We start from the raw sequence: 14,699 nt of genomic DNA, 5'->3' as shown, positions 1-14,699 counted from the left end.
AGGTACGGACATGCTCCTTATCTCCTGCCCCAACTGCGGTCCCCGCGACGAGACCGAGTTCCACTACGGCGGCCAGGCCCACGTGCCCTACCCCGAAAACCCGGCGGAACTCACCGACCGCGAATGGGCCGAGTACTTGTTCTACCGCGACAACACCAAGGGCGCCTTCGCCGAACGCTGGCTGCACAGCACGGGCTGCCGGCAATGGTTCAACATGCTCCGCGACACGCTCACGTACGACATCCAGGCCATCTACCCGATGGGCCAGCTCCGGCCCGCCACGGGACCCACAGCCCCCACTATCACCAGCCCCGTTTCCCCGGAAGGATCCTCCAAATGAGCGCTCAGCCGCAGCCCGCGCGTCTTAGCACCGGCGGACGCATCGACCGCAGCGTCACTTGGCGCTTCACCGTGGACGGCCGGGAGTACACGGGCCACCCCGGCGACACCCTCGCCTCCGCCCTGCTGGCGAACGGCCGGCTGGAGGCGGGCAACTCCCTCTACGAGGACCGGCCGCGCGGCATCATGTCCGCCGGGGTCGAGGAATCCAACGCCCTGGTCAAGATCGCCGCCCGGTTCCCGGGCCACGTGGCCGAGTCCATGCTCCCCGCCACCACCGTGTCCCTCGTGGACGGCCTCAGCGCCGAATTCCTCAACGGGCTGGGAAAACTGGACCCGGACGAGGACCGCGCCGAGTACGACAAGAAATACGTCCACACCGACGTCCTCGTGATCGGCGGCGGCCCCGCGGGCCTGGCCGCCGCGCGGCAGGCCGTCCGCGCCGGCGCCCGGGTCATCCTCATTGACGACCAGCCCGAGCTCGGCGGCTCGCTGTTGTCCGGATCCACCGATCCGGCCCTCGCGGAGAGCATCGAAGGCCAGCCCGCGCTGGACTGGGTGGCCAACGTTGAAGCCGAACTGATCTCCGCGGCCGACTGCACGGTGCTGAACCGCACCAGCGCCTTCGGCTCCTACGACTCGAACTACGTCATTGCGGCCCAGAACCGGACCGACCACCTCCTGACCCCGGCCGCGCCCGGCGTTTCCCGCCAGCGGATCTGGCACATCCGGGCCGCCCAAGTCGTCCTGGCCCCGGGCGCCCACGAACGCCCGCTGGTCCTCGAAAACAACGACCGCCCCGGCATCATGCTCGCCTCCGCGGTCCGCACCTATCTCAACCGCTACGCCGTCGCCGCGGGTTCCCGGGTGGTCATCAGCACCACGAACGACAGCGCCTACGCCCTGGCCGCCGACCTCCGCGCGGCCGGAATCGGTGTAGAGGCCGTCGTGGACGCCCGGCCGCAGCTGAGCGAAACCGCCGCGGCAGCCGCGGCCGCGGGAACGCGCGTGCTGATCGGCAGCGCCGTCGCCAACACCACCGCTGCTGTGTCCGGCGACGGCCGGCTCCTCGGCGTCACCGTCCGGAGCATCAACGACGCCGGCGAGCTCACCTCGGGCATCGAACACCTCGCCTGCGACCTGCTGGCCGTCTCCGGCGGTTGGTCACCGGTGGTGCACCTGCACTCCCAGCGCCAAGGCAGGCTGCGCTGGGACGAAGACCTCGCCGCCTTCGTCCCCCACAGCGTGGTTCCCAACCAGCAGGTGGCCGGATCCGGACGCGGCAGTTACGCCCTGGACGACTGCGTGGCCGAAGGCATCTCCGCCGGGGCCGCTGCGGTCATCGCCGCGGGCTTCGAGTCCGACGCGGAACCGTCTGCGCCGACGCCGCCGCGCGCCGCCGCCCCCACCCGCCAGCTCTGGCTGGTCCCCGGACAGGAAGGCGCCCCGGAAGACTGGCACCACCACTTCGTCGACTTCCAGCGCGACCAGACCGTGGCCGACGTGCTGCGCTCCACCGGGGCCGGCATGCGCTCCGTGGAACACGTCAAGCGCTACACCTCGATCAGCACCGCCAACGATCAGGGCAAGACGTCCGGCGTGAACGCGATCGGCGTGATCGCAGCAGCCCTCAAGCACGGCGGCGGGGAAACGGTTGGGGTAGGCGAAATCGGGACCACCGCGTACCGCGCGCCCTTCACTCCGGTGGCATTCGCTGCCCTGGCCGGACGCCAGCGCGGCGAACTCTTCGACCCTGCCCGCCTGACCTCCATCCACCCCTGGCATGTCGCCCAGGGCGCCCTGTTCGAAGACGTCGGCCAGTGGAAGCGGCCCTGGTACTACCCGCAGGGCAGCGAGGACATGGACACCGCGGTCCTGCGCGAATGCGCTGCCGTCCGGGAATCCGTGGGCTTCATGGACGCCACCACCCTGGGCAAGATCGAGATCCGGGGCAAGGACGCGGGCGAGTTCCTGAACCGCATCTACACCAACGCCTTCAAGAAGCTGGCACCGGGTTCGGCCCGCTACGGCGTTATGTGCACCCCGGACGGGATGATCTTCGACGACGGCGTCACCTTGCGCCTGGACGAGGACCGGTTCTTCATGACCACCACCACCGGCGGCGCGGCCAAGGTCCTGGACTGGCTGGAGGAATGGCTGCAGACCGAATGGCCGGAACTGGATGTGCACTGCACCTCCGTTACGGAGCAGTGGTCCACCATCGCCGTCGTCGGACCGAAATCCCGGGCCGTCCTCGCCAAAATGGCTCCGGAACTGGCAGCCGACGGCGGCCTCGACGCCGAGGCTTTCCCGTTCATGACATTCCGCGAGACCACCCTGGCTTCCGGCGTCCAGGCCCGGGTCTGCCGGATCTCGTTCTCCGGCGAACTGGCCTACGAAATCAACGTCCCGTCCTGGTACGGGCTGAGCACCTGGGAAGCCGTGGAGGCGGCCGGCGCGGAGTTCAACATCACCCCGTACGGCACCGAAACCATGCACGTGCTGCGTGCGGAGAAGGGGTACCCGATCGTCGGTCAGGACACCGACGGAACGGTCACCCCGCAGGATGCCGGCATGGAATGGGTGGTGTCCAAGGTCAAGGACTTCATCGGCAAACGCTCGTACTCCCGCAAGGACGCCGCCCGCACCGACCGCAGGCACCTGGTCAGCGTCCTCCCCGTGGACGGCACCATCCGGCTCCCCGAAGGCACCCAACTGGTGGAGCAGGGCATCACCGTCAACCCCGCCTACGGCCCCGTGCCCATGCAGGGATTCGTCACCTCGAGCTACCACAGCGCCGCGCTGGGCAGGTCGTTTGCGCTGGCCCTGATCAAGAACGGGCGCAACCGCATCGGCGAAACCCTCGTGGCGGCCGCCGGTGACCAGCTGGTGGACGTCGTCGTCGCAGAAACCGTACTTTTTGACTCTGAAGGGGCCCGTAAAGATGGCTGACACAGCAGCACTCGAAAATTCCAAGAAGATCCAGACCCTCCGGAAGAGCCCGGCGTCGGGCCTATGGGCAGCTTTTGAAGCGGGCTCCGTTGCGGGCACGGTGGAGCTGCGCGAGGTGCCGTTCCTGACCATGGCCGGGATCCGGGTCGATCCCGACGGCGATGCCGGGGAGCGGCTGGGCAAACGCACGGGAGGCCTTCCCACCGCTTCCGGGGAGGTCCGCAGCAGCGGTGACACCGCGGCGCTGTGGCTGGGCCCGGCAGAATTCCTGCTGGTGGCACCGGCGGAATCCCATGAAAGCCTGGGCGGTGAGCTCCCCCGGACGCTCACCGACGCACTCGGCGACGCCGAGGGCCAGGTGGTGGACCTCTCCGCCAACCGCACCACGCTCGAACTCTCCGGGCCCCGGGCCCGGGACGTTCTGGAGAAGGGCTGCGCCCTGGACCTGCACCCCCGCGTCTTCACGGCCGGCACGGCGCTGTCCACGGAAATCGGCGGCATCCCCGCCATCTTGTGGAAGACCGCGGAAGAGACCTACCGAATCTTTCCGCGGGCATCCTTTGCGGAGTTCCTGGGCCGCTGGCTCCTCGATGCCATGCGCGAATTTGCGTCCACCGAGGTCCCCTGATGGCACTTAGCGTCCTGGACCTGTTCTCTGTTGGCATCGGGCCGTCCTCCTCCCACACGGTCGGCCCGATGCGGGCGGCCAAGCTCTTCGCCGACGGGCTCAAGAGTGACGGGACACTGAGCTCGACTACCAGAGTGCAGGCCGAGCTGTTCGGTTCCCTGGGTGCGACCGGACGGGGACATGGATCGGACAAGGCTGTGGTCCTCGGTCTTCAGGGACAGGACCCCGAGACCGTGGACACGGGCACGGCGGATGACCAGGTGGCGGCTGCGGCCCTGGACGCGGAGCTGCAGCTCGCCGGCCACCACCGGGTGGACTTCAACTGGGACGAAGACGTGGTCCTGCACCGCCGCAAGTCCCTCCCGGCCCACCCCAACGGCATGACCTTCCGGGCACTGGACCACTCCGGCGGCGTCCTCAGCGAACGGAGCTTCTACTCCATTGGGGGCGGCTTCGTTGTTGACGGCGATGCCCAGGGCGCTGACCATGTGGTGGCAGACGACACCGTGCTGCCCCACCCCTTCACCACGGCCAACGAGCTCCTGGAAATTTGCCGCCGCGAAAATATGTCCATCTCCGACGTCATGCTCGCCAACGAACTCGTCTGGCGCAGCGAGGCCGAACTCCGGGAAAAACTCCTGGCACTGTGGGCGGTCATGCGCCAATGCGTGGACAACGGCTGCGCTGCCGAGGGCATCCTGCCCGGCGGGCTGAACGTCAAACGCCGCGCCCCGTCCCTGTTCCGGACGCTGGCAGCATCCGCCGTCAGCGCCGAGGCGGATGCCCGGAACCCTTCGCTCGTCCACGTGCCCGCTGACCCGCTGCTCGCCATGGAATGGGTGAACTTGTTCGCCCTGGCCGTCAACGAGGAAAATGCCGCGGGCGGCAGGATCGTCACGGCCCCCACCAACGGCGCCGCCGGAATCGTCCCCGCCGTGCTGCACTATTACGTCAAGTTTGTCCCGGGCGCCGACGACGACGGCGTCGTCCGCTTCCTGCTGGCAGCGGCCGCCGTCGGGATCCTGTTCAAGATCAATGCCTCCATCTCCGGGGCAGAGGTCGGCTGCCAGGGCGAAGTCGGATCGGCCTGTTCCATGGCGGCGGCTGGACTCTGCGAAGTGCTGGGCGGGACCCCGGAACAGGTGGAAAACGCCGCCGAAGTCGGGATTGAACACAACCTCGGCCTGACCTGCGACCCCGTGGGCGGGCTTGTGCAGATCCCCTGCATCGAACGCAACGCCATCGCCAGCGTCAAAGCCATCAACGCCGCCCGTCTGTGCCTCCACGGCGACGGCAGCCACAAAGTCTCGCTGGATAAAGCCATCAAGACCATGCGCGAAACAGGAGCAGACATGAAAACCAAGTACAAGGAAACCTCCCGCGGGGGCCTCGCCGTGAACGTCGTGGAGTGCTGACCATGACCACCGACCAGACACCCGACACCGTGGAGCACGTCCTGACCCTGGACTGCCCGGAAACGCGAGGAATCGTCTACGCCGTGTCCGGCTTCCTGCTGGACCAGGGCTGCGACATCCTGGAAAGCAAACAGTTCGACTCACAGCTGGACGGCCACTTCTTCATGCGGCTCCAGTTCGCGTCGGCCGGAGACCAAACCACGCTGGATGTGCTCAGGGAGGCGTTTGTGCCGGTCGCCGAAAAATTCGGCATGCGCTGGGAGCTGCGGCGGTCCGGGACCAAACGGCGGGTCCTGATCATGGTCTCGAAATTCGAGCACTGCCTCAACGATCTGCTGTACCGGGCACGCACCGGTGAACTGCCCATCGAGATCGTCGGCGTCGTCTCCAACCACCCCGATCACCGTCGGACCGTCGAATGGCACGGCATCCCCTTCTTCCACGTGCCCGTCACCCCGGACACCAAGCCCGCGGCCGAAGAGCGGCTCCTGGAACTGATCGACCGGATGGACGTGGAACTGGTGGTCCTGGCCCGATACATGCAGGTCCTCTCCGACAACCTCACCCGGCAGCTGGACGGCCGCGCCATCAACATCCACCACTCCTTCCTGCCCAGCTTCAAGGGTGCAAAGCCCTACCACCAGGCGCACGCCCGGGGCGTGAAGACGGTTGGCGCCACCGCCCACTATGTCAACGCGGAGCTGGACGAAGGGCCCATCATCTCCCAGCAAGTGGTGGACGTGGACCACACCTTCGGCCCGGACGATCTCGTGGCCGCCGGACGCGATACGGAATGCAAGGCACTCTCAAACGCCGTCCGCTGGCACTGCGAGGGACGCGTCATCCTCCAGGGCAACAGGACAGTAGTGCTGCGTTAGCCGTAACTCCTGTGGAGGTCCGGAGTTTCCCCACCTTTGCCGCCACTTGGCCGGGACCCGCCAGCGTGTTGGGCGGGCACGCCGTCGGAACCGAAGCAAAGGTGGGGAATCCGGGAACAGCCATCGTCGGCGCCGTACGGCTAGTCTTCAACTAGCTGTACCTGTCCCAAACGCCCGGCCACACAGAAACCAGGCACCATGATCCTTACCCCCGAGGACCGCGACGCCCCTGCCGCTCCCGCCTACTTCCTGCGGGGCGCCCTCCTGAGCGATGGTGCCGTTACCCCGGACTCCGTGGTGGCGGTGACCGACGGCCGGATCGCCTACGCGGGACCCAGCGGCGGCTTTGACGCCGGGCAGTTCCCTGGGGCCGAGGAGCTCCCGGTGCCGCAGGGCAGCTCGCTGCTTCCCGGGCTTGTTGACCTCCACTGCCATGGCGCCGCGGGCGGCGGATTCCCAACCGGAGATGACCGGGCCTGCCGGGAGGCGGTGGACTTCCTGCACCGCCACGGGACCACCACCCTGCTGGCCAGCCTGGTCACGGCCCCGGGCGATGAGCTGGTGCGGTCGCTCGGCGTACTCAAGGTCCTGGCGGCCGAGGGACTGATCGCAGGCGTCCATTCCGAGGGGCCCTTCCTCTCCTCCGCCCGCTGCGGCGCGCAGAACCCCCGCTGGCTCCGGGACCCCGATCCTGAACTGCTCCGGCACCTGCTGGCGGCCGCCGGCGGAGCCCTGCAGACCATGACTTACGCCCCCGAACTGCCCGGCGCCAGTGAACTGCTCCGGATTCTCACGGACCACGGAGTCACCCCCTCGCTGGGCCATACCGATGCCGATGCCCACGTAGCGGCCGCCTCGCTGGCGGAAGCCGCGGACCTCATCGGCAGGGCCGCGGCCGGTGGCGCCTTCGGGCCGCAGGCCCGGCCCACCGTGACCCATCTGTTCAACGGCATGCCTCCCCTGCACCACCGCAGTCCCGGCCCCGTTGCCGCGTGCCTGCGTTTGGCGGCGGCCGGCACGGTTGTGGTCGAGCTAGTCGGCGACGGCGTCCACCTCGACCCCGAGACGGTCCGGATGGTGTTTGACCTGGTCGGAGCCGAGGGCATTGCGCTGGTGACAGACTCCATGGCGGCGACCGGGCTGCCCGACGGCGAGTACGAACTCGGCAGCTCGGATGTTGTGGTGCACGACGGCGTGGCCACCTTGCGGAGTAACGGCGCCCTTGCCGGGGGCACGGCGACCCTGCTGGAGGTTGTCCGCGCCACGATCGCGGCGGGCGTGAGTCCTGCCGACGCCGTCATGGCGGCGACCCTGGTCCCGGCCCGTGTCCTGGGCCTGGAAACCGAGATCGGCGGGCTCCGGGCCGGAATGCGCGCTGACGTTATCGCCGTTGACCCGGGCTTCGAACTCGTGACCGTCCTTCGCGGCGGACGGATCCTGCCGGAATGCCGGCGCGTCGGGCAATAGCACCCTAATCCGGCGGCGCTGCGGAAGTTTCGAGCCGTCCGGCTTGTTGTTGTGATTGTGGGCAAAAAAATCTCCGGAAAGGAGCCCGCCATGATCCGCATCGCTATCGTGCTCGGGAGCACCCGGCCCGGACGCCTCGGAAAGGCCGTCGCCGACTGGGTAAGTGCCCGGGCATCAGAACGCGGCGATGCCACCTTTGACGTCCTCGACGTCGCCGACTTCCGGCTCCCGCTTCTCGACGAGCCGCTGCCGCCCTCCTTCGGCCGGTACAGCCAGCCCTACACCAAGGCCTGGTCCGAGGCTGTCGACGGTTTCGACGGCTACATCTTCGTCACCGGCGAGTACAACCACTCGATCCCCGGGGCGCTGAAAAACGCGCTGGACTACCTGTACAAGGAGTGGAACAACAAGGCTGCCGGGTTCGTCAGCTACGGAAGCAGCGGCGGCATCCGCGCCGTCGAACACCTCCGGGGTGTGGCGGCAGAACTGCAGATGGCAGACGTCCGGGCCCAGGTTGCGCTGCCATTGGCCACGGAGTTCGCGAATTACCGCACCTTCATCCCGACGGCGGCCGCCGAGGCGAGTCTGCAGACCTTGTTCGACCAGGTGATCGCCTGGGCCGGCGCGCTGAAGATCCTCCGCCCGGGCCACGCCCGAGGGAAAGAAGACGCCAGCGCCGCCTAGCGGCTGTGCTGACTATCTGCTGCGCAGGCGCGCGGCCTGGCGGGACGGCTGGTCGGGTGTCCCCAACTTGATGGCGCTGTACGCCTAGGCCGGGGTCCCCGTCCTGCGCCGCCGACGACGGACGGGAGGCGCGTCCCCGCCATGTGGTGCCCCTGCATAGGGACTGGGCAGGGGCTCTTTCTGGACCTGAACGGAATCGGGCACCAGGACATGGACCGTGGCGCCGGCGGCTTCCCGTGTAGCTCCGCCCGCGACGCTCCGAAGATAGTCGAGGGCTCCCTCCTCGCTGAGTCCGTACTCCCGCACCAGCGTCCGCAACGCCAGGCCGGCCAGCGCCCGGGAGAGCTGGGCCGAGGACAGATCCGCGCTGCTCCCGGACCTCAGCGCCAACTGCTCAACCAAACGCAGTGCACGGGACAGGTGGCGGGCCAGGCGAGCCGCGGCGGTGATATCTGCGCTGGTGAAGACATGCGGCCACGGCGCGTACAAGTTCACAGCGGCCTGGAATACCGATTGTGGGACCAGCGGAACGGATATGAGGGACCGGGCTCCGAAGGCTGCGGCGGCGCTGGCGTACCCGGGCCAGCGGCGCTCCAGGGAGGTGTCGCCCACGAACACAAATTCACCGCTGCGAACCGCTGTGCGAGCCGGCCCGTCGTCGAAGGATCGCTGCGCCTCATCTGCGGCCCGCGCCGGTTCGCTGCCGGCAGTAAGGGTGAGGGCCTCCGCGGACCCGAGCAGGGTGATTGCCCAGCTGATCCCGCGGCCGGGACCACCGATGTCGTCGACAAACTCACTCACGGCTTCGCTGAGGAAGGCACCGACATCCGGGTCGTTGAAGTGCAACTCCCAGAAGGAGGCATGACGATCCTGCCGGCCGTCTCTTGCAGTTCCTTGGGTCATGTTCCACGCTCGAAATCAAAGCACGCAGCTCACTGCTGAACCGATGAAAACAGCATACGTCCGGGCGGACACCGCCGCGCCATCCATCTGTCAGAGCCGACGATCCCGCCGCCTGTCGCTTGATCCTCGGCTGTTCCGGTGGGCTGTTCCGGTGATTGCAGAGCCCCATCAGCCCCGCGGCGGCCCAGGGAAGTTTTCAACGTCCTTCCCTGGACCGCCCGCCCCGGCTTCAACACCAGTCGCGGAGGACCCGTCCGCCGTGGCACAACCATTTATACCCGCGTTCACCCGGTCCCAAAAGAGCCATTTGGCCCCTGCCGGCCGGCCATGCATTTCCACCCAATTCACCCCCGGCGGATGAGGTCCGCGCCCGCGTCCCGGCGGAGGATGAATACGGCCCCCGATGCTCGGAGCCAACACCCCAGCTGGAAGAGGATCTTCCGATGTCGAAACCCCGCGCTATTCTCTTGGGATTCATCGCACTTGGGACCACCATCGCCCTGCTCACCGGATGCAGCCCAACCAGCCCACCGGCGGCCACTCCCAGTCCGGCCGTTACCGTCTCAAGCCCCCCGGCAAGCACGTCGCAGGTCTGCGCGGCCATCGATGCCCATGCCGCAGCTCTGGCAGAGTTCAAGTCCACGCTCAAGCCTGATGCCACGATCGAGCAGGTCCGCGCGGCCCAAGATCAAGTCACGAAGACCTATGACGATCTCGTCAAGGCGAGCGAGAACCTCGCCCAGCAGCGGGCGGATGCCGTCAAGGCCGCCGAGGCCAAGTTCAATGCCGCCGTCGCCGCGGTCCCCGACGACGCCACGTTGACCCAGGCAGCTGATTCCCTCCGCGACGAGGCCTCCAACGTCGAGGCCGCGATCCGCGACCTCAGGGCTGAAGTCGCCTGCTAGCTGGCAATGCCTGTGACGAAGTTCGTGTTTCAGTCGCCGGTACGACGACCTCACAAAGGCCGAGCTGAAGGGATTGCGCCCGGTGCAGTACCGTACGCAGGCCCTTCAGCTCCGACTCCTTGGCGAGCAGGTCAGGCGGTGGGCTGGGTCACTTGTTTTCCGGGAGGAACATTGCCTTTTCCAGCGGTGTCACGGTGAGTGATTTGAGCTGGGCAATCCCGCCTTCTGCGAAGAGGGCCATCTTGTCGGCCCCGGCGTTGGGGAACACTTGGTCTGTGATGGTCCGCAGACCGTTCTGGGCGAACACTTCCACCGATGAGCGGTCGAGGTAGATCCGCATGGTGATGTTGCCGTCCTTGTCCAGGGTGACGGGGGCGTCCTCGACGGAAGCGAATGCCGGGTGGAACGCGGTGTTGCCGGAGTTGGTGCGGTCAACGAACATTTTTCCGGTCGTGGCGTCGTAGCCGATAACGGTGGAAGTGTTTGCGTCGCCCAGTACGCTGATGCCGGATTTTTTCGCCGTGCCGGGTGCGAAGGTGATGTCCACTTGCTGGACCTGGCCCGATGCGGAAGCCGGGAGCTGGTGTGTCCCGGCGGGAATCGGTCCGCCCTTCTTATCCTGATAGGAGACTCTCCCGCCCAGTTGTTCCACTTGCTTGACAGCGCTTTGGGTGAGGCGGGGGCCGTCAGGAGTCGTGGTCAGGTTGACCTTGCGGGGAAGTGCCATGGCGCTGCGCCAGGGGCTGGTGGGGATGTCGTTGGCGTAGTCCCAGTTGTTCATCCAGCCGAGCATGACCCGCTTGCTATCGGGCATGTTGGCGAAGGACACGGAGGCGTAGTAGTCGCGTCCGTAGTCCAGCCAGTCATAGGTCTCCAGGGCCGACTGTGCCGGTTTCGAGGAGAGCATGAACTCGTCCGCGAGAATGTGGCCCCAACCGAATCGGTTATTGTCGACCACTTTGATATGTGCTTGTTGGCCAACGAATTCTTTGACATTCCATGATGCCCAGTCGAGCTTTTCACTGTCGTTTCCGGTGGCCGTGCGGACAACTTGTCCGTTGACCACGAGGTTTACCGATTCCTCGTCAGACCGGGGAACGGCCGGGCCGTCAGTCAGCATGACGTGGTCAAGGGTCAGGTGTCCCCACCCGCCGGTGGCCTGGTCAACTACACGCAACTGTGCATTCTGTCCCGCGAACTCGGAGACGTCCCAGCCTTTCCAGTTCAGGATTCCGGAATTGTCTCCTGCGAGGGAGCGGACCACCTTGCCGTTGACGAGCAACTGGGCGGCCAGGATCTGTCCGGAGTCCGCGGAGCGGTTGCCGCCGCCGACCAGCATGCTCATGAAATTCTTGGTGATGGGGAATTCCGGTGATGTCAGGGTGCCCTGTCGGTCATCGCCCGGCGTGTTGCCGGTTTCGAAGGTGTTAATCCGTTTGGCCCCGAGGTAGAAGTCCCCGCCGCTGGTGGAGGGCTGGAAGTTGGGGGTGAGGTCGCCGGTCCCGGTCCAGCCGGTGTCGGCCAGCGATGTCCCGGCGGGAACCTCGAAGCCGTCAAACTTGAGCTCTCCTGCGGGCGGGGTGTTGTCCAGTTTGTCGGAGACGCGGGGGTGCTTGCCGCCGCCCACGAGGAAGTTCAGGTAGTCGTCGGTCACGGTGAAGTTAGGTGACTGCATGGACCCGAGCGGCCAGTCGCCGTCGTTGAACGAATTGATCAGGCCACTGCCGTCAAAGCCGGTCACGGGGCTCTGGCCGGGAAGGGCTCCGTTTGCCGGAGTGCTGCCGAATGGGCCGTTCTTCCAGTTTCCTGGCTCGTTGTTGACGGTCCAGCCGTTGTAAGTTCCGTCGTTGAATCCGGCCAGGACCGTGCCGGGAGGGGGCGTGGCCACGGGTTTGGTGGTTTCGGAGGTGAAGGTGGTGCCGTCGAAGTTCCCCACGAAGTACTGGCCGGCGGAGCCGCCGGCCACGCCGCCGGGATTGATGTTGACCACCATGACCCACTTGACGTTCTTCGGGTCGCCGTCCACGGCGAGGGGAAACAGGTCGGGGCACTCCCACTGCCCGCCGGTGGCATTGGCTGGTCCGAATTCACTCAGTGGGGACCAGTCCTTGAGGTTGGCGGACTTGTAGAGGACGACCTTGTGGTCCGTGGCTTCGACCGCGGTCATGAGCCAGTAGCCTCCGCCGCCGGGCGTGTCGTACCAGGACACCTTCGGGTCACGGAAGTTGGCGGAGTTCCGGTTCAGCACAGGATTGCCGGAGTACTTGGTCCAGGTCTGGCCATCATCGAGGCTGTAAGCCAGTGACTGCGCCTGCAGGCCGCGGTGCGGCGAGGCGTCCTTGTAGGCGCTGGTGTAGATGGCCACGAGCGGAGGGTTCTCTTTCGTACCGAAACCGCTCGTGTTGTCCTTGTCGACCACGACACTGCCCGAGAAGACGTCTTCTTGGGCATCGGTGGAGATCGCCAGCGGCTGCTCCTTCCAGTGGACAAGGTCCTTCGACGTGGCGTGGCCCCAGGACATGTTCCCCCAGGTGTTACCGGAGGGGTTGTGCTGGTAGTACATGTGGTAGACGCCCTTGTAGAAGACGAGCCCGTTGGGGTCGTTCATCCAGTTTTTTGCGGGCGTGTAGTGAATGGCCGGCCGGTAAGGTTCGTCCCCGGGGCCTGTCGCGGCCGATGCCGGCAGGGAACCTGCGAGTGCCGCGGCCAGCGTCAGTCCCGCGAGTGTCAGTGCAGAAACGGCGTGCGTCCTGCGGGTGTTCGTGTTCTTCATTCGCTTGATTCGCCCTTCGTTGCGCGCGTCGTCGATAGACAACGTTGTCAGCTCGAAGGACACTAAGTGATGTCCATCAGACAAGTCAACGGTTTTGGCGGCTCAGGCATGAGGCCGGCCGCGCGCGGCTGAGCCGGGCGAAGCGATGGGCGGGCAGCAGAAAATTCCCTCCCAGCGGTAGGGCTGGAAGGGTTATTTCCGGTAGGCGGCTCCGTTCAGCCCTCTCCGTGGGTCCTGGACGCAGCAGCTCCCGCCGACCGCGGATCGGCTGGATTTGGCTGAGGGCTATTCCAGCGGCAGGAGCCAGGTCAGCTCCGAGGCGTCGCCTTCGATGTGGCGGGCCAGTTCCTCGTTGAATCTGGCGCCGTAATCGGCGCCGATGTGTTCCTGGAACGCGGCTTCGTCGCGGTAGACCTCGAAGACAAAGTACTCCCGGGGGTTGTCTTCCCGGGTGCAGGGGAGGAACAGCTCGTTGCCCGGTTCACGACGGACATGCCGGGTCAGTTCGAGCATCATTTCAGCAACGCGGGCTTCGCTGCCGGGCTTGACGGTGAACTCGGCGTAGAGGGTTTTGGTCATCATGATCCCATTCAGGTTTTTGTGTTTGGCAGATTGTTCAGGAAGGTCCCCCGGCGTCAGGCCGGAGGGCGGAGTTCCCCGGAGCCTCTTTGTACCAGCTCAGACGGGACAACATAGGTATGCGGGGGCTGCTGGTCGCCATCGATCCTGGCCAGGAGCCGCTCTGCTGCCAGCTTCCCGATTCGCTCGGGGTGCTGGGCGATAACTGTCACGCCGGGATCCATCAAGTCGGCAAGCGTGAAGTCATCGAACCCTATCAAGGCCACGCGTTTGCTCAGCCCTAGCTCCCTCAGAGCGCGCATGGCACCGAAAGTGATGAGGTTCTGGCTGGAGAAGATCGCCGTCGGTGGTTCCGCAGCAGTGAGAAGCTCCAACGCGGCCAACCTGGCCGATTCCTCATCGTGCAGGTTTTCACGGACGGGAATCGTGGAGGTGGGAATTCCCTGCCGGCCAATCTCCTCAATGAACCCCCGCCGGCGTTCCCGGGCGGTCTGGATGTCCGTGCGGTCACCCAGATAGGCAAGCCTGGTGTGGCCGCGGCTCATCAGGTGAGCAGCCGCCCTCGCGGAGCCTGCGGCGTTGTCGGTCACGACGGCATCTGCTTCCACTCCTACCGGTTCACGGTCGATGAAGACCAAAGGCAGGTCACGGGAATGCTCCGGGATCACATACGCCTGGCTCCTGGCGATGGGCGTGAGGATGAGCCCGTCGACACGCCGCCCAAGAAATGCCGCCACGATGTCCTGCTCCCGCTGGGGGTCATCATCCAGGCTCGCCGCAAAGACCGCGATTCCCCTGGCCCCAAGAGCATCTTCTATTGCCCGGTTGATCTCGCCGCTGAACGGGTTGGAAACACTCGGCAGCAACAGCCCGACCGAGAGCGTCCTTCTGCCCGCGCGGCGCAGGCTGCCGGCCGCCATGTCCAGGTGGTAGTTGAGTTGTCGTGAAGCGCTGAGCACCTTTTCCCGGGTGGCGTCCGACACGCCAGGTTCGTCGTTGATCACCCGGGACACGGTCTTAATTCCGACGCCGGCAAGGGCGGCCACGTGGCGCATTGTCGGACGACTGGCGGAAAGGGCCGGCTGGCTACGATCGGACATCGTTGTCAAATAAATCGCTCCTTCTAAGTTGCATCTATTGACTCTCCGGTGTGATGCTGCTTACATCGTACATGAC

12 protein-coding genes are annotated in these 14,699 nt (G+C 66.2%); 8 read left to right on the top strand and 4 right to left on the bottom strand.

Features of this window, described 5'->3' with window-relative positions; translation table 11 throughout:
* Nucleotides 1–10 precede the first annotated feature (10 nt).
* From MRBLAR12_RS14415 to MRBLAR12_RS14385, 7 genes are all read left to right on the top strand, one after another.
* Complete coding sequence (locus MRBLAR12_RS14415; RefSeq protein WP_364746804.1) at nucleotides 11–340, top strand: sarcosine oxidase subunit delta; 330 nt, start codon at nucleotides 11–13, stop codon at nucleotides 338–340.
* The gene (locus MRBLAR12_RS14410) at nucleotides 337–3,291 is read left to right on the top strand and encodes an FAD-dependent oxidoreductase (protein WP_364746803.1); all 2,955 of its coding nucleotides are present in this window, start codon (nucleotides 337–339) and stop codon (nucleotides 3,289–3,291) included. The genes MRBLAR12_RS14415 and MRBLAR12_RS14410 overlap by 4 nt, the downstream gene beginning before the upstream one ends.
* The gene (locus MRBLAR12_RS14405; RefSeq protein ID WP_229996131.1) at nucleotides 3,284–3,919 is read left to right on the top strand and encodes a sarcosine oxidase subunit gamma; all 636 of its coding nucleotides are present in this window, start codon (nucleotides 3,284–3,286) and stop codon (nucleotides 3,917–3,919) included. Before MRBLAR12_RS14410 ends, MRBLAR12_RS14405 begins: the two co-directional genes overlap by 8 nt.
* Complete coding sequence (locus tag MRBLAR12_RS14400) at nucleotides 3,919–5,334, top strand: L-serine ammonia-lyase (RefSeq protein ID WP_364746801.1); 1,416 nt, start codon at nucleotides 3,919–3,921, stop codon at nucleotides 5,332–5,334. Before MRBLAR12_RS14405 ends, MRBLAR12_RS14400 begins: the two co-directional genes overlap by 1 nt.
* A 2-nt stretch (nucleotides 5,335–5,336) precedes the next feature.
* The gene (gene purU / locus MRBLAR12_RS14395) at nucleotides 5,337–6,212 is read left to right on the top strand and encodes a formyltetrahydrofolate deformylase (protein WP_229995459.1); all 876 of its coding nucleotides are present in this window, start codon (nucleotides 5,337–5,339) and stop codon (nucleotides 6,210–6,212) included.
* Between the two features lie 198 nt (nucleotides 6,213–6,410).
* Nucleotides 6,411–7,679 carry an N-acetylglucosamine-6-phosphate deacetylase gene (locus MRBLAR12_RS14390; RefSeq protein WP_364746799.1) on the top strand — a complete coding sequence of 423 codons (1,269 nt, stop codon included), beginning with the start codon at nucleotides 6,411–6,413 and terminating at the stop codon, nucleotides 7,677–7,679.
* A gap of 90 nt (nucleotides 7,680–7,769) precedes the next feature.
* The gene (locus tag MRBLAR12_RS14385) at nucleotides 7,770–8,363 is read left to right on the top strand and encodes an NADPH-dependent FMN reductase (RefSeq protein WP_229995457.1); all 594 of its coding nucleotides are present in this window, start codon (nucleotides 7,770–7,772) and stop codon (nucleotides 8,361–8,363) included.
* Between the two features lie 84 nt (nucleotides 8,364–8,447).
* Here MRBLAR12_RS14385 and MRBLAR12_RS14380 read toward each other — a convergent pair whose 3' ends face one another.
* Nucleotides 8,448–9,266: a GAF domain-containing protein gene (locus MRBLAR12_RS14380; protein ID WP_229995456.1), complete on the bottom strand. Its 819-nt coding sequence runs from the start codon at nucleotides 9,264–9,266 to the stop codon at nucleotides 8,448–8,450.
* Nucleotides 9,267–9,709: 443 nt separating this feature from the next.
* On the opposite strand from MRBLAR12_RS14380, the gene MRBLAR12_RS14375 reads away from it, so the two are divergent.
* On the top strand, nucleotides 9,710–10,171 hold the full coding sequence (locus tag MRBLAR12_RS14375; protein WP_229995455.1) for a hypothetical protein: 462 nt from the start codon (nucleotides 9,710–9,712) through the stop codon (nucleotides 10,169–10,171).
* A gap of 148 nt (nucleotides 10,172–10,319) precedes the next feature.
* Here MRBLAR12_RS14375 and MRBLAR12_RS14370 read toward each other — a convergent pair whose 3' ends face one another.
* The 3 genes from MRBLAR12_RS14370 to MRBLAR12_RS14360 form a co-directional block, all read right to left on the bottom strand.
* Complete coding sequence (locus MRBLAR12_RS14370) at nucleotides 10,320–12,944, bottom strand: GH32 C-terminal domain-containing protein (protein WP_229995454.1); 2,625 nt, start codon at nucleotides 12,942–12,944, stop codon at nucleotides 10,320–10,322.
* Between the two features lie 285 nt (nucleotides 12,945–13,229).
* On the bottom strand, nucleotides 13,230–13,523 hold the full coding sequence (locus tag MRBLAR12_RS14365) for a putative quinol monooxygenase (protein ID WP_229995461.1): 294 nt from the start codon (nucleotides 13,521–13,523) through the stop codon (nucleotides 13,230–13,232).
* 56 nt (nucleotides 13,524–13,579) lie between these two features.
* A complete protein-coding gene (locus MRBLAR12_RS14360; RefSeq protein ID WP_229995453.1) occupies nucleotides 13,580–14,578 on the bottom strand; it encodes a LacI family DNA-binding transcriptional regulator in 999 nt (332 codons plus the stop codon).
* Nucleotides 14,579–14,699 lie beyond the last annotated feature (121 nt).

Origin of the sequence: Arthrobacter sp. LAR12-1-1.1 (genome assembly GCF_040676555.1) — a bacterium.
In the GTDB taxonomy this organism is placed as follows: Bacteria; Actinomycetota; Actinomycetes; order Actinomycetales; family Micrococcaceae; genus Arthrobacter.
Note: the sequence above shows the minus strand (reverse complement) of the source record. Positions and strands in the feature narration are given on the sequence as shown.

Coding starts and splice junctions, on each gene's coding strand:
- MRBLAR12_RS14380 (WP_229995456.1), bottom strand. CDS start 9,266: ATGACCCAAGGAACTGCAAGAGACGGCCGGCAGGATCGTCATGCCTCC.
- MRBLAR12_RS14390 (WP_364746799.1), top strand. CDS start 6,411: ATGATCCTTACCCCCGAGGACCGCGACGCCCCTGCCGCTCCCGCCTAC.
- MRBLAR12_RS14360 (WP_229995453.1), bottom strand. CDS start 14,578: ATGCGCCACGTGGCCGCCCTTGCCGGCGTCGGAATTAAGACCGTGTCC.
- MRBLAR12_RS14400 (WP_364746801.1), top strand. CDS start 3,919: ATGGCACTTAGCGTCCTGGACCTGTTCTCTGTTGGCATCGGGCCGTCC.
- MRBLAR12_RS14415 (WP_364746804.1), top strand. CDS start 11: ATGCTCCTTATCTCCTGCCCCAACTGCGGTCCCCGCGACGAGACCGAG.
- MRBLAR12_RS14405 (WP_229996131.1), top strand. CDS start 3,284: ATGGCTGACACAGCAGCACTCGAAAATTCCAAGAAGATCCAGACCCTC.
- MRBLAR12_RS14410 (WP_364746803.1), top strand. CDS start 337: ATGAGCGCTCAGCCGCAGCCCGCGCGTCTTAGCACCGGCGGACGCATC.
- purU (WP_229995459.1), top strand. CDS start 5,337: ATGACCACCGACCAGACACCCGACACCGTGGAGCACGTCCTGACCCTG.
- MRBLAR12_RS14385 (WP_229995457.1), top strand. CDS start 7,770: ATGATCCGCATCGCTATCGTGCTCGGGAGCACCCGGCCCGGACGCCTC.
- MRBLAR12_RS14375 (WP_229995455.1), top strand. CDS start 9,710: ATGTCGAAACCCCGCGCTATTCTCTTGGGATTCATCGCACTTGGGACC.
- MRBLAR12_RS14370 (WP_229995454.1), bottom strand. CDS start 12,944: ATGAAGAACACGAACACCCGCAGGACGCACGCCGTTTCTGCACTGACA.
- MRBLAR12_RS14365 (WP_229995461.1), bottom strand. CDS start 13,523: ATGACCAAAACCCTCTACGCCGAGTTCACCGTCAAGCCCGGCAGCGAA.